Below are 16,677 nucleotides of genomic sequence, written 5' to 3' on the forward strand. Positions count from 1 at the left end.
GGCGACCGGATCAGTCGAGCCTAGCCGATCCGGTCGTAGCTGTCCCCTTGGACCTCAGCCCTTCTTCCAGAACAGATAGTCGGCCTGATAGCCGACGGTCTGCTGTTCGCCCCGGTTAGCCGCAGTGCAGGCCTTGGCCGGCGCGACGCCACCCTTGAGCGCGGTGCGCTGGATATAGGTCGTGCCCTGGAAGGCGCCCTTGCCTTCGGCGGGGGCGGCTTCCACCAGTTGATAGGGGAGGTTGCCCGCGCCAGCGGGGGCGATGGCCAGTTGCTTGCCGACCACCTTGGAACCATCGGCGGCCTCCCAGGTGGCGGGCGGACCATAGTAGCGACCGACCGGCTTGCCCTGGCGATCATGCAAGTCGGCCTTGGGGCCGACGAAGACCCACTCGGTCTGGCCGGGCATGTCCTTCTTGTCGCGGCACTCGTAGACGATGGTGCCCTTGCCCACGGTTTCCAGCATCAGACTGTTGCCGGCGGGGACGCGAACGGCCTCGGGCAACTCGGCTTGGGCCAGCAGCGGGGTGCTCAGCAGGGCGGTCAGGGCCAGGATGCTGCAACGGCTAGAGATATTGTTCATGCGCTTGCTCCGGATTGAGAGGGGCACAGTCGGCTGGACTGTAGGGGCTATACCCGGTAGCCGGCGCTTTGGATGCAGCTGTCATCAAATATTTTCAATTGATCGGCATAGTCGCGACCGCCCTGCTGCTGAACCGCTCTGTCATGCGGCTCCTGTCAGCCCGCTGTCAGGCTGGTTTCAGCGATCCCTAAGGTTGTTCGGCGATAGTGGCGCCGGGTCCAAGCCCGTCCCCCCAGCCTGCCGGAGTCTTGCCGCGTGTCGTCCATCCCGAGCCCGGCGCGCCTGCGCCTCGAAAGTCTGGCGCTGCTCCTGCTGGCGGTGCCCCTGTTCACCTTGGGTCTCTGGGAGCAGCCCTTCATCGGCTTCGATGGGCGTTTCGCGCTGTTCGCCCAGGAGATGTTCCGTCATGGGGTCAGTGCCTTCCCGACCAGCTATGGGCAGCCCTATCCGGACTACCCCGCCACCTCCACGCTGTTCATCAACGTCTTCGCCCACCTGTTCGGCGAGGTCAACCGGCTCGCCACGGTGATCCCCACGGCGCTGGCCTCGGCCGGTATCGTCGCGCTGCTCTATCGCCTGCTCGCTCCGCACTCGCGGCGTTGGGCGCTATTGGCGGTGCTGCTGCTGCTGCTCACCAACGGCTTTCTCGCCAAGGCCCGCTCCATCTGCCTCGATCAGTTCGTCACCCTGGCGGCGCTGGCTTGCTTCTACCTACTGTGGAGCGCCGACCAGCGCGGCTTGCCCCGGCGGCGCGCCTTGGTGTTCCTCTGCATGGCGGCAGGCTTCGCCGTACGCGGACCGCTGGGCCTGATCGAGCCCTGCGGTGTGGTCTGCGTCTACTGGCTGCTACAGGGCGACTGGCGGCGCAGCTTCGGCTATGGCCTGGTCGGCGCGCTGTTGCTGGCGTTGTGCTGCGCCCTGCTGTTCGGCCTGGCCTGGCACACCGGTGGCATGCCCTTCGTCGAGGACGTGATCCGCATGCAGGTGTCCGGTCGGCTGGACGACACCGACGGCGCGGGCTATCCCTGGTGGTACTTCCTGCAACTGGGTCTCTATCGCTACGCCCCGGCCTTTCCCCTGGCATTGTTCGCCCTGCCGACGCTGAGGCGTCACTGGCACCTGCGCCAGGAGCAGGTGGAGAGCCGCTTGCTGGTGCAACTGGCCGGCTTCGCCGTGCTCATCGTGGTGGCGTTGTCGATCCCCACCTTCAAGAAACCCTATTACATCCTGCCGGCGATCCCGGCCTGCGCCGCTCTCGGCGCCTGGGTGCTGTGGCGAGGCCAGGGGTTGCTGGTCTGGGTGCGGCGGCTGTTCCTGCCCTTGCTGGTGCTGTTTCCGGTAGTGCTCGGGGTGCTGGTCAAGCTGCAGCAACCCAAGCTCCAGGCCGCCGGCTGGTGGCCATCGCTGGACCTGCGTCTGCTGCTGGGAGGCTTCGCCATCCTCGCACTGTTCGCCCTGCTGGCGGCCTGGCGTGAGCGTGGCGCCTTCCAGCTGGGCATGCCGCTGGCCGCCGCCGCCCTGGCGCAGTGGCTGCTGGTGGTGTTGGCACTGGACCCGATGCAGGCGCTGCGCTACGACACCCGCGCCTTCGTCACCCGTCTGGAGAGCCTGCGTCAGGGCGAGCCGGGCCAACTGGTGTTCTTTGGCCTGGGCCAGGACACCAAGGCCTTCCGCTACCTGATGAATCTCGACTACGACGTGCCCATGCCGGTGTTCATCGACGTCGGCCAGCCCGGGCAACTGGCGCAGGTCACCCGGCCCGCCTACGTGTTGCTCGACGCCGACAGCCAGGCGGCCCTGGCCAATACCCCGCTGGCCGGCCGCCAGCCGGTGCTGGATGGCCGCTTCAACGACAATCGCTGGCAGGCCTACTACCTGCCCTGAGGCCCGCGCCATGACCGATTCGCCCGATTTCCATCGTCGCCGGCTGTGCCTGGCCCTGGCTGGCCTGCCGCTGCTGGCTGCCTGCAAGCCGACCCAGGGCTACGGCCTGGCGGAGCGCAAGTCACTCTGGTTCGAAGAGCGCAAGTTCACCCCGGTGACGCCCCTGGCCTCGGCCAGCAGCTTTGTCCTCGGGGTACTGCCCGATACCCAGTACTACAGCGAGAACAACTTCGAGATGACGCGCACCGGCAAGCGGGTGGAGCGTTATCCGGGACTCGGCTATCCCCCCGCCCTGGCTTTTCACGCCCAGACCCACTGGTTGGCGAACAACGCCAGGGCGCTGAACATGCCCTTCGTGGTGCACCTGGGCGATCTGGTCGAGGATGCCGAGCAACACGGCGAATGGCGCCTGGCGAGCCAGGCCATGGCGCGCCTGGAGCGAGCCGGTCTGCCCTACAGCGTCATGACCGGCGATCACGATGTCATCGCGCTCTACACCGAGGATCGCCTGCGTGATGGCAGCGAGTTGTTCACCCAGTACTTCAGTCCGGAACGGGCGGCGCGGCAGAGCACCTTCCTCGAGCGCGATGCCACCGGTCTCAACGAAGCCCATCGTTTCGTGGCGCTCGGCCAGGGCTTCCTGCTGCTGACCCTGGACTGGTTCCCGTCGGAACAGTCGCTGGCCTGGGCCCAGTCGGTGCTGGATCGCTATCCGCACCTACCCACCATCCTGGCCTCGCACAACATCGTCGACCTGGTGAACGGCCAGGCCGTGCTCTCGAACCGACGCAACGATACGGGTGTGCGGCTGTGGAATCGCCTGATCCGGCGTAACGACCAGATATTCCTCACCCTCAATGGACACAACCATGGCAGCGGTCACCTGCGACTGGCCAACGACTTCGGCCATCCGGTGGATCTCCTGCTAATCAACTACCAGACCGAGTACGCCGGCGGTAACGGCCTGCTGCGCCTGCTGGAGCTGGACTTGGCGCGGGGGCGGCTGGAAGCCTTCACCTATTCGCCCTGGGTCGCCTATCGCCAGCAGAGTGGCGACCTACCGGTACGCCTGGGCAGCGATCCGCGCGACACCTATTCCGCCGAGGTACTGGCCCCGTTGGCCTCTTCGCAGTTCGATAACAGATTCGTCCTGGATGTGGACTTCGCCACGCGCTTCGCCGGCTTTGGCGGCTATACCGCGCAGTTGCCGGCGGTGGCGGAAGAGGGTGTGCTGGCGCGGTTGCGCCAGCAACTGGGGATCGCCTGAGAGTTCAGGCGGCGAGCAACCAACCCCCGGCGACCGCGGTAGCCACACCAGCCAGGCGTACCAGTGGCGCGGCTGCCTGGGGCAGGAAGCGCACCACGGCATAGCCCAGGCCGTGCAGGGCGGCGGTGGCGGCGACGAAACCGGCGGCATAGGCCCAGGGGTTGCCCATCTCCGGCAATTCCAGGCCATGGGCCACGCCGTGGAACAGCGCGAAGGCGGCGGTCAGGCCGACGGCAGCGGCCACCGGCGGACGGGCAGCCAGGGCCACCAGCAGCCCTAGGGCCAGCACCGAGGCGGCGATGCCGGTCTCCAGGAAGGGCATCTCCATGCCGGTGAAGCCCAGCAGGCCACCGATCAGCATGGTGCCGACGAAGGTGCAGGGCAGTGCCAGGCGCGCCTTGCCCTGCTGCTGGGCGGCCCAGAGGCCCACGGCGAGCATGGCCAGCAGATGGTCGAGACCGGTCAGCGGATGCAGCACCCCGGCGGCCAGGCCGTTCTCGGCATGACCGGGGTGGGCGAAGGCCAGGGCCGGGGCGAGCAGCAGGGCGGCGGTGGCGAGGATCTTGGCGTGTTTCATGAGAGCTCCTTGGGGTGAGATCCTGGGGTCAGGCGGCGGTCAGCAGACCCTGCTGTTCGATGAAGGCGATGATCTCCTCCAGGCCCATGCCGGTCTTCTGGTTGCTGAAGACGAAGGGCTTGTCGCCGCGCATCTTGCGGGTGTCGCGATCCATCACCTCCAGGGAGGCGCCGACCATGTCGGCCAGGTCGACCTTGTTGATCACCAGCAGATCCGATTTGCAGATACCCGGACCGCCCTTGCGCGGCAGCTTGTCGCCGGCCGAGACGTCGATGACGTAGAGGGTCAGGTCGGACAGCTCCGGGCTAAAGGTGGCGGAGAGGTTGTCACCACCGGATTCCACCAGGATCAGGTCCAGGCCGGGGAAGCGGCGATTGAGCTGATCCACCGCCTCCAGGTTGATGGAGGCGTCTTCGCGGATGGCGGTGTGCGGGCAGCCACCGGTCTCCACGCCGAGGATGCGCTCGGGCGCCAGGGCCTCGTTGCGCACCAGGAAGTCAGCGTCTTCGCGGGTATAGATGTCGTTGGTCACCACCGCCAGGTTGTAGCGCTCGCGCAGGGCACGGCAGAGGGCCAGGGTGAGGGCGGTCTTGCCGGAGCCGACCGGACCGCCGATACCGACGCGCAGGGGTTGGGTAGTCATCTGGAGATCTCCTAGGAACGGAACAGGCGGCTGTACTGCCGCTCATGGGCCATGCTGGTGAGGGCAAGGCCGAAGGGGGCACCGCCCCAGGCCGCTTCCGGCAGGTCAGCGGCCTGCTCGGCGGCGGCGGCCAGGGTCGGCAGCAGGGTGGAGGTGAGGCGCTGGGCCGCTTGCTGGCCCAGCGGCAGGGTTTTCATCAGCACCGCCAACTGGTTCTCCAGCCAGGTCCACAGCCAGGCATCCAGCGCGGCACGCGGGGCTATCGCCCAGGCACGGGCCGCTAGGGCCCAACCCAGGGCGAAGGTCGGCGCCAGCTCGGCCAACAGCCGGCGACTGTCGTCATCCAGTTCCGGCAGGCCGAGTAACAGCTGCGCCAAGGAATAGCCGGTCTGGCGACTTTCCAGCTGAAATTCGGCGGTCTCGCGACTGGCGCGGTGGCGCTCGGCCAACTCGGCCAGCCGCAGCCAGTCGCCCGCCGCCGCGGCCGCGCAATGGGCCAGCAGCAGCGGCGCCTCGAAGCGCGCCAGGTTGAGTTCCAGACTATCGCGCAGCCAGGCCTCGGCGTCCGCCGCGGTGCGGATCAGGCCGCTGTCGATGGCCAGTTCCAGGCCCTGGGAATAGCTGTAGCCGCCGATGGGCAACTGGGGGCTGGCCAGGCGCAACAGGGCGAAGGGAGCCTTCACGTCCGGACGCCGAACTGGTGCAGCTTGGGTGCGTAGTTGAAGCCTTCCTCGCCGTGATGCGAGTGGTGGTGACCGCCACCGTAGGCGCCGTGCTCGGGCTGGAAGCCGGCCTCGATCTCGCTGACCTGGGCACCCAGCTGTTCCAGCATGGCCTTGAGTACATAGTCGTCCAGCAGTCGCAGCCAGCCATCGCCGATCTGCAGGGCCACGTGGCGATTGCCCAGGTGGTAGGCGGCGCGGGTCAGCTCGAAGGCGCTGACGCAGGTCACGTGCAGCAGCTTTTCCGGCCGGGCGACGACGCGCACGATGCGACCATCGCGGGCTTCGAGGAAGTCACCGTCGGCCAGCGGTGGCTGACCGCGCTCGAGGAACAGGCCGACGTCTTCACCCGCGCTGCTCGTCGCTCTGAGGCGACTCTTGCTGCGGGCATCGAAGGTGAGATGGAGTTCGGCGTCCCAGGTGTCCCGGGCCGCGCAACGGTTATGGATGACCAGCATGACGAAACTCTTGGCAGTTATAGTCGTGCACTACAGCAAGGGGCCTGCCAAATGGCGGGACTCGCCTGCTGCCAGGGGTAAGGAAAGCTGACCGGATGATCAGGTTGCATTTATTTGGTGCATCATCGCATTCGCGAGGCGATCTATGCTTTCTTTTGGTGCGCTCTTGTCCTCTGCGCGCCGCCAGTGCTTGCTGCCGATCAGGATGAGCTTGAGCTGCTGCACCATCTTCGCCGCGGGCCATAGGTGGGGTGGTGTCAGTTCCGGTGGCGAATCGATCAGCTCGGGCAGGGTGGCGAACACCGTCTTCACCACCAGGTCGGCCAGGACATCGATCTGCGCGGGCACCAGATGCGGCAGGCGACCCAGGGCGAGCAGGTCCCGCGCCAGATCCTGGGTGATGCGCTGGCGCAGCTCGGCGATGGCCTGGCGCACGGCCAGGGAGCCGCCGTATTGCTCGCGGGCGAGGAAGAGGAATTGATCGCGGTTGTCGTGCACGGCATCGAGGAAGATCTCCACCGAGGCTTCGATCATGCCGCGCTGCTGCAACTCGTGGTGTCTGACCTGGCGCAGGGCGTCGCGGAAGGTGTCGCCCACCTCCGCCACCAGCGCCAGGCCGAAGGTCTCCATGTCGGCGAAATGGCGATAGAAACCCGCCGGGACGATCCCCGCCTGGCGACTCACCTCGCGCAGGCTGAGACTACCGAAGCCGCGACCGCTGTTCATCAGCAGGCGCGCCGATTCCAGCAGCGCCTGGCGGGTTTGCAGCTTCTGCTGGGCACGAATCGACATGGAAAGATTCCAGGAGGCAAGGCGGCACTGTAGCAAAGGCAGCCGCGACTGACTGCAAGGGTTTTCCGCGGCCGCCCGGTGGTAGTCTTTGCTCCCAGGTCCAGCCTGTAGAGCGCCATGAATCTCGACAACCGCATCAAGTTTCGCCACCTGCTGTGTTTCCTGGAGATCGCCCAGCAGCGCAGCTTCGCCAAGGCGGCCGATGCCATCGCCGTGTCCCAGCCGGCTATCTCCAAGACCATCCGCGAACTCGAAGAGATCCTCGAGGTGCGGCTGTTCGAACGCGGCAAGGGTGAGGTGACGCCGACCGAGGCGGGCCTGCTGTTCCTGCGCCATGCCGGGCCCTGCGTCCAGGCCCTGCGCGAGGGCATGCAACTGGTACGGGGCGGCGAGGCGGGCGGCCTGGTGCGGGTTGGGGTCCTGTCGACGGTGGAAAGCCAGGTCCTGCCCGAGGTCTTGGCGCGCCTGCACGAGCGGCACCGACAACTGATCGTCAACGTCGCCACCGGTCCCAGCGCCTATCTGCTCGGGCAGTTGCGCGTCGGCGACCTGGATCTGGTGGTCGGCCGCATGACCGACAGCCCCGACATCCACGGGCTCGACTTCGAGCATCTCTATACCGAGGCCCTGACCCTGGTGGTCCGCCCGGGGCACCCGCTCAGCCAGGCCCTGCCGGCCGATCTGGCGACCCTGGCGCGCTATCCACTGGTGCTGCCATTGCCCGGTACCACCATCCGCCGCCATGCCGAGAGCCTGTTCGTGCAGTGCGGCATTCCCCTCAGTGCCCAGCGGCTGGAGACCCTGTCACCGACTCTGAGTCGTCAGTACGTCCGCCAGAGCGACGCCCTGTGGATCGCGCCGCTGGATGCGGTACGCCGGGACCTGGCGACCGGCGAGCTGGTGGAAGTGCAATTGGGCGTACGCGAAGCGGGTGGCTCGGTCGGTATCTGCCGCAATGGCAGCGTGCCCCTGTCCCTGGCGACCCAGAGATTCTGCGACGTCCTGCGTGAGGTAGCCGGCGAGTTGACACTTAACCATTAGGTTATGGGTCAGGGTGCAGCTTTCAATTCAACCCGTCGCCGCGCTGCGCCACACTGGGATCAGCCATCTTCTGGCCCCGATCCTTCCGTGGAGCATTCCAATGCATAACAAGCCCCACGACGTTCGCTACGTCGCCCGTGATCGCACCTGGCATCCCCAGGCCTATACCCCCGCCTACAAATCCTCCATTCCGCGTTCGCCCCGTCAGGCGCTGGTGAGCCTGCAGCACCAGACCGCCTCCGAGCGCAGCGGTCCGGACTTCTCGCGCCTGCCCCTCGGTCCGCACGACAACGACCTGCTGCTCAACTTCGGCACCGGCCAACTGCCCCAAGGCGAGCGCATCATCCTGTTCGGTACCCTGCGCGACCAATTCGGCAAGCCGGTACCCAATTCCCTGGTGGAGATCTGGCAGGCCAACGCCGGCGGTCGCTACCGGCACAAGAACGACGTCTACCTGGCGCCGCTGGATCCCAACTTCGGCGGGGTCGGCCGCACCCGTACCGACAGCCAGGGCAACTACGTCTTCCGCACCATCCGCCCGGGCCCTTATCCCTGGCGCAACGGCAGCAACGACTGGCGTCCGGCGCACATCCACGTCTCGGTCATGGGCCCGGCCATCGCCACCCGGCTGATCACCCAGCTGTACTTCGAAGGCGATCCGCTGATCCCGCTGTGCCCCATCGTCAAGTCCATCGCCAATCCCGATGCCGTGCAGACCCTCATCGCCCGCCTGGACATGAGCATGGCCAACCCCATGGACTGCCTGGCCTATCGTTTCGACATCGTCACCCGCGGTGCGCGGCAGACGTTCTTCGAACATCACTGAGGACGCGCGAGATGACGCCCAATTACCAAGCTTTGCTGCCGGAAACCCCCTCCCAGACCGCCGGCCCCTACGTCCATATTGGCCTGGCCCTGGCCGCCGCCGGCAATCCCGCCCGCGACGTCGAGATCTGGAACCAGCTGGCCAAGCCCGGCGCCCCGGGCGAGCACATCCTGCTCACCGGCCAGGTGTTCGACGGCAACGGCAACCTGGTGCGCGACTCCTTCCTGGAGTTCTGGCAGGCCGACCACGAAGGCAAATACGATCCGGTCTACGACGTGGAAAAGGCCTTCAACGGCTTCGGCCGCACCGCCACCACCTTCGATGCCGGCGACTGGACCCTGCACACCGTCAAGCCCGGCCAGGTCGTCGACCAGCGTGGCCAGCCCATGGCGCCGCACATCAACGTCACCCTGTTCGCTCGCGGCATCAACATCCACCTGCAGACGCGGCTCTACTTCGACGACGAAGCCGAGGCCAACGCCCGCTGCCCGGTCTACAACCTGCCGGAGCCGGAACGTCGGTCGACCCTGCTGGCCCGCCGCTGCGAGATCGATGGCCGCCTGGCCTATCGCTTCGACATCTATCTGCAAGGCCCCCAGGAAACCGTCTTCTTCGATATCTAAGAAGAGGCAGACAGCAAAAAGCCCTGCTCAGGCAGGGCTTTTTCATGGCCGCAATCCAGGGGTCAGATGCGATAGGTGGTCTTGGTCATCACCTTGGCCACCAGACTCATGCCGTACTTCACCGGCGTCGGGAAGCGCCAGCCACCGGCAGCCAGGGCGTGCTCGGCGTGCTGCTCCTCATCGATGCGCATCTGCTCCAACACCGCCCGCGACTTGGCGTCAGTCGCCGGCAGCTTTTCCAGGTGCTCGTCCAGGTGACGGCAGACCTGGTCTTCGGTCGCCGCCACGAAGCCCAGGCTCAGGCGGTCGCTGATCAGACCCGCACCGGCGCCGATGCCGAACGACAGCCCATAGAACAGCGGATTGAGCAGGCTGGGCCGCTCACCCAGGGCGCGGATGCGTTGTTCGCACCAGGCCAGGTGATCGATCTCCTCGTCCGCCGCACGCTCCATCTCTTCGCGGACTTCCGGCAACTTGGCGGTCAGCGCCTGGCCCTGGTACAGCGCCTGGGCACAGACCTCGCCGGTGTGGTTGATGCGCATGAGGCCAGCCGCGTGGCGGCGTTCCTCGTCGGTCAGTTCGGCATCCTTGAGCGGAATGGCCGGTGAGCTGCGGGTCGGCGCGCCGCTGAAGGGCGTCAGGGTGCGCAGCGCGGTATCGGCCTGGATCAGTAGCCGATCGAACGGGGAATACTGGCGGGTGGAGCCCATGGTGATCTCCTTGGCGGATGGGGAAGGGCGGAGCGACGCTTAGCCCGGAGGCCAGGTCATCTGCCGCTTGCCCAGCACGTGCATATGGATGTGATAGACCGTCTGGCCACCCAGGGCGTTGCAGTTCATCGCCACCCGGAAGCCTTCCGCGCAGCCCTGCACCTGAGCCAGGCGCTGGGCGGTAAAGAGAATGTGCCCGGCGAGCTGTTTGTCGTCGGCCTCGCTCAGGTCATGCAGGGTCGCGATGTGCTTCTTGGGGATGACCAGGAAGTGCACCGGCGCCTGGGGGGCGATGTCATGGAAGGCGATGACCTGATCGTCCTCGTAGAGCACCTTGGCCGGAATGTCTCCGGCGACGATCTTGCAGAACAGACAATCCACGTCGATCTCCTGCTGGCTGAATAGGCGTCGAGTGTACCAGTGGCCGCCGCCTGGGGTCAGGTGCGGCGGCTGGGAGCACCCTAAGAGCCTGTTCATAATCTCGCGAGCTAGAGACAAACAAGGCGAAAATGGCTGAGGCAGCGGAGTTTACGAGTGGTACATGAGCATTCCGAAGCCATTTTCAACGCAGTTTGGCCGACGCGCAGCAGATTTTGAACAAGTTCTTACGCTGGTTGAAAGAGTTTGCCGATTCGGATCGCCGCCGAGCGCACCAGCGAGCGCGGGAAGAAGCGCGGCAGCAGGCTGCCCAGGCGATTACGCCAACCGGGCACAATCACCGCCTGGCGTCGCTCCAGCCCCTGGACCGCCGCCAGGGCGACCTCCTCGGCGGTCATCAGCAGCTTGCTCTGCTCCATGCGCCCGGTCTGCAGTCCGGCATTCTCGAAGAAAGCAGTGCGCGTCGGGCCGGGGCAGAGCACCGACACCGACACGCCGCGTTTCTTGAGCTCCTCGCGCAGCCCCTCGGAGAAATGCAGTACATAGGCCTTGGTCGCCGCGTAGCTGCTCATGTAGGGAATCGGCTGGAAGGCCGCGGTTGAGGCCACGTTGAGGATCTGGCCGCCGCCCTGGATCGCCATGTGCTGGCCCAAGGCATGGCACAGGCGGGTGAGCGCCAGGATATTCAGCTCCAGCTGCTCCTGTACCCGCGGCCAGTCGGCTTCCAGGAAGTCCCCGCCGCTGCCGATCCCGGCGCAGTTGACCAGCAGCCCGATGGCGCGTTCGCTCTGCTCCAGCTCGTGCAGCAGCCCGGTCAGGTGCAACGGCTCCGCCAGGTCGCAGACCCGGTACAGCACCTCCACGTCGAAGCGCTGGGCCAGTTCGGCGGCGATGCTCTCCAGCTTGTCCCTGCGCCGTGCCAGCAGGATCAGTGGCTGGCCACGCCGCGCCAGGGCTTCGGCCAGGGCCAGGCCGATTCCGCACGAAGCACCGGTTACCAGGGCATAACGCTGCATACTGCTTTCTCCAGGACCGAAACGTCGGGACGCGACCGGATCTAGTAAGGTTTGACCACCACCAGGATGACCACGGCGATGAGGATGAGTACCGGCACCTCGTTGAACCAGCGATAGAACACGTGGCTACGTTTGTTCTCGCCGCGCTCGAATTTCTTGCGCATGGCGCCGCAGACGTGGTGATAGCCGATCAGCACCACCACCAGCGCCAACTTGGTGTGCATCCAGCCTTGGGTCATCCAGCTCGGATTGATCACCAGCAGGCCGATGCCGAACACCAGTGTCAGGATCATCGCCGGCAACATGATGCCCCGGTACAGCTTGCGCTCCATCAGGCAGAAGCGTTCATGGCTGACCGCATCGCTGCTCTGGGCGTGATAGACGAACAGCCGTGGCAAATAGAACAGACCGGCGAACCAGCAGACCATGGCGATCAGGTGAAAGGCTTTGAACCAAAGATAGAGCATCGGGGCGTTCTCCTTATCAGTCGGCCTCATCGGGCGGCGCGATATTAGAGTGGCGCCGTCGCCAAGTCATTCACTCCAGTCATCCCGGCTGGTAGCCCGCGGTCGCGCAATAGTTGACCATTTTGCTGGGGCAAGCGGATAATTTCGCCATTGAATTGTGTTCGGCGCGAGCCGGGAGACTACGGCAATGACCATTGAAACCTTCACCCCGACCCCCCTGCAGTTCACCCTGGGTGCGGCCACCAAGGTGAAGAACCTGATCGAGGAAGAGGGCAATCCCCGCCTGAAGCTGCGCGTCTTCGTCACCGGTGGCGGTTGCTCCGGCTTCCAGTACGGCTTCACCTTCGACGAGGATTCCGCGGACGACGACACCGTCATCGAGCGCGATGGCGTGCACCTGGTCGTCGACCCCATGAGCTTCCAGTACCTGGCCGGTGCCGAGGTGGACTATCAGGAAGGCCTGGAAGGCTCGCGTTTCGTCATCAAGAACCCCAACGCCGCCACCACCTGCGGCTGCGGTCAGTCCTTCTCCATCTGATCGAGCGCGGGGCTGGGTCTAGCGCGGATAGAGCGCGCCCAGTACCCGCAGTCCGCTGGCCCCGGTCACTTCCGGGCAGTTGCCGGGCAGGCCCGCGCAGAAGCGATGGGCCAGCCAGGCGAAGGCCATGGCCTCCATCCAGTCCGGCGATACCTGATAGGCCTCGGTGCTGATCACCCTGGCCGGTGCCAGTTGCTTGGCCAGCCGCTGCATCAGATCGGTATTGTGCGCGCCACCACCACAGACCAGTACCTCGTCCACCGGCTGCGCCGTCCGGATGCTGTCGGCGATGCTGCGCGCGCTCAGCTCGGCCAGGGTGGCCTGGACATCCACCGGCGCCAGTTCGGGATGCTGATCCAGGTGTTGCAGCAGCCAGCGCAGATTGAAATGCTCGCGTCCGGTGCTCTTCGGGCCGCGCTTCACGAAGAAGGGATCGCCCAGCAACTGCTGCAGGAGCGTTGGGACTACCTGTCCCTGCGCCGCCCAGGCGCCATTCGCATCGAAGTGCAGTCCCTGAATGTGGTGAATCCAGGCATCCAGCAGCACGTTGCCCGGTCCGCAGTCGAAGCCGCGCACCGGTAGCTCCGGCGCCAGCAGCGTCACATTGCTGAAGCCGCCGATGTTGAGCACCGCCCGTGGACGATCCTGGCCGAACAGATCGGCATGGAAGGCCGGTACCAGCGGCGCACCCTGGCCACCGGCGGCGAGATCACGGCGGCGGAAGTCGGCCACCACGTCGATGCCACTGAGTTCGGCCAGCAGGGCGGCGTCACCGATCTGTAGCGTATAGCCCTGGGCGGGCAGATGGCGGATGGTCTGGCCATGGTTGCCCACGGCGCGGATGTCGTCTGGCACCAGACCCTGCTGCTCCAGCAACTCGGCGATGCCTTGGGCGGCGAGCGCGATCCAGGCCTGCTCGGCCTGTGCGATCCGCTCGATCTCGTTGTCCCCGGGGGCACACAGCGTCAGCAGCTCCTGGCGTAACGCCTTCGGCATGGGAATACCCAGGGCGGCGACGAAACGAGTCCGTTCGCCCTGTTCGATCAGCGCGATGTCCAGCCCATCAAGGCTGGTGCCGGACATCACCCCAAGGTAGCGCTCCATCTCAGCGCTTGTTCATCGCGAGCAGAGAGGCACGCTCCTGGTCCATGCGGGCCATGAGCGGCTGGCTCTGCGCCAGGAAACGCGAGATCTCGTTCTTGGCGATGGGATCGGCCATGGGCAGCTTCACGCCGAGCGGATCGACGTGATTGCCATTGATGCGGAATTCATAGTGCAGGTGCGGACCGGTCGCCAGGCCCGTCATGCCCACATAGCCGATCACCTGGCCCTGCTTCACCGCCACGCCGGCACGCATGCCCTTGGCGATACGGCTCATGTGGCCATAGACCGTGGTGTAGGTCTTGCCATGCTGGATCATCACCACGTTGCCATAACCATTCTCCGTGCCGGCCTTGGCGATCTTGCCATCGCCGGTGGCATGGATCGGCGTACCGGTGGGCGCGGCATAGTCGACCCCCTTGTGCGCACGCATCTTGTTCAGCACCGGATGGAAGCGACCCATGGTGAAGCGCGAGCTGATCCGCGAGAACTCCACCGGGGTCCGGATGAAGGCCTTGCGCATGCTGCCGCCTTCGGCGGTGTAGTAGTTGGTGGTACCGTTCTTCGCCGTGTAGCGCACGGCGGTGTAGGCCTTGCCCTTGTTGACGAAACGCGCGGCCAGGATGTTGCCGTAGCCGACATGCTTGCCGTTGACCACCTTGTCCTCGTACACCACCTCGAATTCGTCGCCTTCCTGGATGTCCAGGGCGAAGTCGATGTCGTAGCCGAAGATGTTGGCCAGCGCCATGGTCATGTCATGGGACAGCCCGGCCTTCTGCGCCGAGGCGAACAGCGAGCTGGTGATGCGTCCCTGGGCATAGGCCTTGCGGATCTCGGGCGTGACGGTCTTGTGCTCGACCTCGTAGCCCTGGTCCGACTTGACCAGCGACAGAGTCTGCAGCGCGGTCAGCTTGGTGCGCACCGCCAGCAGTTCGCCGGACGGCTCGCGCTGGAATTCGATCTTCTGACCCACGCGCAGGCGGGTCAGCTTCTTGGCTTCCTTGCTGCTGGCGAGCACCTCGTGCACCACGGCGGCGGCCAGACCGGCCCGCTCGAACAGCGTCGAGAGCGTATCGCCCTTGCGCACCGTCTCGGTCGTCCACTGCGGCTCGACGTTTTCGGTGGCGACGACCTCTTCCTCGACCGGCGCTTCCTCGTCGGCTTGCGCGGTCGGCTGATCCTGGGGGATCTGGGCGAAAGGTGAAGTGTTCTGGGCGTCCGCAGCCTGAGTCTCGGAGAGCACCTGCTCCTTTAGATCGTCCTGACCCTGCACGGCGCGCGCGGCGTCGTGCTCAACATCCAAGTTGATGGAAGTGCGTTTCGCCTCGACCTGCTGCGAGGGAAACACGAGCAAGGCCAGACTCAAGAGTGCGGCCACCCCGCTGGCGGCCACGAGGTGGCTTTTGGGGTAGAACGGACTTTTGGGGATTGGCTTCGTCATTTAGCTAAAGTGATGATGTGACGTTAAAAGAAGTGAATAACTGCCTAAAATATAATCAAAAGCTGGCTGTCACAACCCTTTGGGGTGGCTGATCCGACGTGCTGGCTGGCGGCTACCAGGGGCATCTTGATAAGGTTCACGCTTTCGAAATTCAGAGGCGGAGCCCCAATGAAAACGGTCCAGGAGCAGCTGGCGATCATCAAGCGTGGCGCAGATGAGCTGCTTGTCGAGTCAGAGCTTGTAACAAAACTGGAGCGTGGCACCCCGCTGCGCATCAAGGCAGGCTTCGATCCGACCGCCCCAGATCTGCACCTCGGCCACACCGTGCTCATCAACAAGCTGCGCCAGTTCCAGGAGCTCGGCCATCAGGTCATCTTCCTGATCGGCGACTTCACCGGCATGATCGGCGACCCCAGCGGCAAGAGTGCCACCCGTCCGCCGCTGACCCGTGAGCAGGTGCTGGAAAACGCCGAGACCTACAAGGCCCAGGTGTTCAAGATCCTCGACCCGGCGCGTACCGAGGTGGCCTTCAACGCTACCTGGATGGATCAGCTATCCCCGGCTGACTTCATTCGACTCTCTTCCCAGTACACCGTGGCCCGGATGCTCGAGCGCGACGACTTCAGCAAGCGCTATGCGAGCAACCAGTCCATCGCCATCCACGAGTTCCTCTATCCCCTGGTACAGGGCTACGACTCTGTTGCCCTGCGTGCCGATGTCGAGCTGGGTGGTACCGACCAGAAATTCAACCTGCTCATGGGGCGTGAGCTGCAGCGTGCCTATGGCCAGGAAGCCCAGTGCATCCTCACCATGCCGCTGCTCGAAGGCCTGGACGGTGTGAAGAAGATGTCCAAGTCCCTGGGCAACTACGTCGGTATCCAGGAAGCCCCCGGCGTCATGTACAACAAGCTGGTGTCCATCCCCGACACCCTTATGTGGCGTTACTTCGAGTTGCTCAGCTTCCTCAGTCTGGAAGAGATCGCCCAATTCCGGGGGGATGTCGAGAAGGGCGCTAACCCCCGCGATATCAAGATCAAACTGGCCGAAGAGATCGTCGCCCGTTTCCACGGCGAAGAAGCTGCCCAGAACGCCCATCGTTCCGCGGGCAACCGTATGAAGGATGGCGAGCTGCCGGAAGACCTGCCGGAGGTCGAGCTGGAAACCGATGCGGCGCTGCCGGTCGCTGCCGTCCTCAACAAGGCTGGCCTGGTGAAGAACGCCGCCGCCGCTCGCGATCTGCTGGCGGCTGGCAGCGTCAAGGTGGATGGCGAGGTGGTCGATCGCGGCTTCCAGTTCGAGATCGGCCGTACCTATATATGTCAGGCCGGCAAGAAGGCTTTCGCCCGCATCAGCGTCCGTCAGCAATAAAGTTGAAATAACCTGTTGACCTGTCCTGAAACTCCCCTATAATGCGCCCCACTTCCGGCGCAGACGCTGAAGCGGCTTGAAAATCAAGCGCTTAGGTCTGAGTCGGGCGAGGGGTCCAGGGATTCTTCGCCGTTTGGTCTTCACCTTCGGGTGGCAACGAAATGAAGGGGAGGGGTTGACAGGGTCTTGGGATGCTGTAGGATTCGCCTCCCGCTGCCGCGATCGGTTGAACTGGTCAGGCAA

19 protein-coding genes are annotated in these 16,677 nt (G+C 65.2%); 7 read left to right on the plus strand and 12 right to left on the minus strand.

Going from position 1 to position 16,677, the window contains the following annotated elements; translation table 11 throughout:
• Positions 1–54 precede the first annotated feature (54 nt).
• The gene (locus tag QZ471_RS08850; protein ID WP_288476480.1) at positions 55–597 is read right to left on the minus strand and encodes a DUF3455 domain-containing protein; all 543 of its coding nucleotides are present in this window, start codon (positions 595–597) and stop codon (positions 55–57) included.
• A 240-nt stretch (positions 598–837) separates the two neighbouring features.
• Here QZ471_RS08850 and QZ471_RS08855 point away from each other — a divergent pair, with 240 nt between their 5' ends.
• Together QZ471_RS08855 and QZ471_RS08860 are read left to right on the plus strand one after the other, a co-directional pair.
• Positions 838–2,466 (plus strand): glycosyltransferase family 39 protein, encoded by a 1,629-nt coding sequence (locus QZ471_RS08855; protein ID WP_295462788.1) that lies wholly within the window; start codon positions 838–840, stop codon positions 2,464–2,466.
• Positions 2,467–2,476: 10 nt separating this feature from the next.
• Positions 2,477–3,733: a metallophosphoesterase gene (locus tag QZ471_RS08860; RefSeq protein ID WP_295462790.1), complete on the plus strand. Its 1,257-nt coding sequence runs from the start codon at positions 2,477–2,479 to the stop codon at positions 3,731–3,733.
• A 4-nt stretch (positions 3,734–3,737) separates the two neighbouring features.
• Here the strand turns inward: QZ471_RS08860 and QZ471_RS08865 are convergent, their stop codons facing one another.
• The 5 genes from QZ471_RS08865 to QZ471_RS08885 all read right to left on the minus strand — a co-directional run bounded on the left by QZ471_RS08865 (position 3,738) and on the right by QZ471_RS08885 (position 6,925).
• Positions 3,738–4,310 carry a HupE/UreJ family protein gene (locus tag QZ471_RS08865; protein ID WP_295462792.1) on the minus strand — a complete coding sequence of 191 codons (573 nt, stop codon included), beginning with the start codon at positions 4,308–4,310 and terminating at the stop codon, positions 3,738–3,740.
• 28 nt (positions 4,311–4,338) lie between these two features.
• A complete protein-coding gene (gene ureG / locus QZ471_RS08870) occupies positions 4,339–4,953 on the minus strand; it encodes an urease accessory protein UreG (RefSeq protein ID WP_295462794.1) in 615 nt (204 codons plus the stop codon).
• A gap of 11 nt (positions 4,954–4,964) precedes the next feature.
• A complete protein-coding gene (locus tag QZ471_RS08875; protein ID WP_295462796.1) occupies positions 4,965–5,636 on the minus strand; it encodes an urease accessory UreF family protein in 672 nt (223 codons plus the stop codon).
• Positions 5,633–6,133 (minus strand): urease accessory protein UreE, encoded by a 501-nt coding sequence (gene ureE, locus QZ471_RS08880; RefSeq protein ID WP_295462798.1) that lies wholly within the window; start codon positions 6,131–6,133, stop codon positions 5,633–5,635. The genes QZ471_RS08875 and ureE overlap by 4 nt, the downstream gene beginning before the upstream one ends.
• A gap of 99 nt (positions 6,134–6,232) precedes the next feature.
• Positions 6,233–6,925 (minus strand): TetR family transcriptional regulator, encoded by a 693-nt coding sequence (locus QZ471_RS08885; RefSeq protein ID WP_295462802.1) that lies wholly within the window; start codon positions 6,923–6,925, stop codon positions 6,233–6,235.
• A 117-nt stretch (positions 6,926–7,042) separates the two neighbouring features.
• Between QZ471_RS08885 and pcaQ the strand changes: the two genes are divergently transcribed.
• The 3 genes from pcaQ to pcaG all read left to right on the plus strand — a co-directional run bounded on the left by pcaQ (position 7,043) and on the right by pcaG (position 9,415).
• Entirely contained in the window at positions 7,043–7,966 is a 924-nt protein-coding gene (gene pcaQ, locus QZ471_RS08890) for a pca operon transcription factor PcaQ (RefSeq protein WP_295462804.1), read from the plus strand.
• Between the two features lie 100 nt (positions 7,967–8,066).
• Positions 8,067–8,792: a protocatechuate 3,4-dioxygenase subunit beta gene (gene pcaH / locus QZ471_RS08895; protein ID WP_058764262.1), complete on the plus strand. Its 726-nt coding sequence runs from the start codon at positions 8,067–8,069 to the stop codon at positions 8,790–8,792.
• Between the two features lie 11 nt (positions 8,793–8,803).
• Positions 8,804–9,415, plus strand: a complete 612-nt coding sequence (pcaG, locus tag QZ471_RS08900) for a protocatechuate 3,4-dioxygenase subunit alpha (protein WP_295462807.1) — start codon at positions 8,804–8,806, stop codon at positions 9,413–9,415.
• A gap of 62 nt (positions 9,416–9,477) precedes the next feature.
• Here the strand turns inward: pcaG and coq7 are convergent, their stop codons facing one another.
• From coq7 to hemJ, 4 genes are all read right to left on the minus strand, one after another.
• A complete protein-coding gene (gene coq7, locus QZ471_RS08905; RefSeq protein ID WP_295462809.1) occupies positions 9,478–10,125 on the minus strand; it encodes a 2-polyprenyl-3-methyl-6-methoxy-1,4-benzoquinone monooxygenase in 648 nt (215 codons plus the stop codon).
• A 39-nt stretch (positions 10,126–10,164) separates the two neighbouring features.
• Positions 10,165–10,506, minus strand: a complete 342-nt coding sequence (locus QZ471_RS08910) for a histidine triad nucleotide-binding protein (RefSeq protein ID WP_295462811.1) — start codon at positions 10,504–10,506, stop codon at positions 10,165–10,167.
• Positions 10,507–10,730: 224 nt separating this feature from the next.
• Positions 10,731–11,519 (minus strand): SDR family oxidoreductase, encoded by a 789-nt coding sequence (locus tag QZ471_RS08915; protein ID WP_295462813.1) that lies wholly within the window; start codon positions 11,517–11,519, stop codon positions 10,731–10,733.
• A gap of 41 nt (positions 11,520–11,560) precedes the next feature.
• A complete protein-coding gene (gene hemJ, locus QZ471_RS08920) occupies positions 11,561–11,986 on the minus strand; it encodes a protoporphyrinogen oxidase HemJ (RefSeq protein ID WP_295462815.1) in 426 nt (141 codons plus the stop codon).
• 187 nt (positions 11,987–12,173) lie between these two features.
• Here hemJ and erpA point away from each other — a divergent pair, with 187 nt between their 5' ends.
• Positions 12,174–12,524, plus strand: a complete 351-nt coding sequence (gene erpA / locus QZ471_RS08925) for an iron-sulfur cluster insertion protein ErpA (RefSeq protein ID WP_058766943.1) — start codon at positions 12,174–12,176, stop codon at positions 12,522–12,524.
• Positions 12,525–12,542: 18 nt separating this feature from the next.
• On the opposite strand, the gene QZ471_RS08930 is transcribed toward erpA, so the two are convergent.
• Together QZ471_RS08930 and QZ471_RS08935 are read right to left on the minus strand one after the other, a co-directional pair.
• Positions 12,543–13,628, minus strand: coding sequence for an anhydro-N-acetylmuramic acid kinase (locus tag QZ471_RS08930; protein ID WP_295462818.1), 1,086 nt, complete (start codon positions 13,626–13,628; stop codon positions 12,543–12,545).
• Position 13,629: 1 nt separating this feature from the next.
• Entirely contained in the window at positions 13,630–15,066 is a 1,437-nt protein-coding gene (locus QZ471_RS08935; protein WP_295462821.1) for a peptidoglycan DD-metalloendopeptidase family protein, read from the minus strand.
• A gap of 168 nt (positions 15,067–15,234) precedes the next feature.
• Here QZ471_RS08935 and tyrS point away from each other — a divergent pair, with 168 nt between their 5' ends.
• Positions 15,235–16,434: a tyrosine--tRNA ligase gene (gene tyrS, locus QZ471_RS08940; RefSeq protein WP_295462823.1), complete on the plus strand. Its 1,200-nt coding sequence runs from the start codon at positions 15,235–15,237 to the stop codon at positions 16,432–16,434.
• Positions 16,435–16,677 lie beyond the last annotated feature (243 nt).

Source organism: uncultured Pseudomonas sp. (genome assembly GCF_913774235.1).
Taxonomy (GTDB): Bacteria; Pseudomonadota; Gammaproteobacteria; order Pseudomonadales; family Pseudomonadaceae; genus Chryseomonas.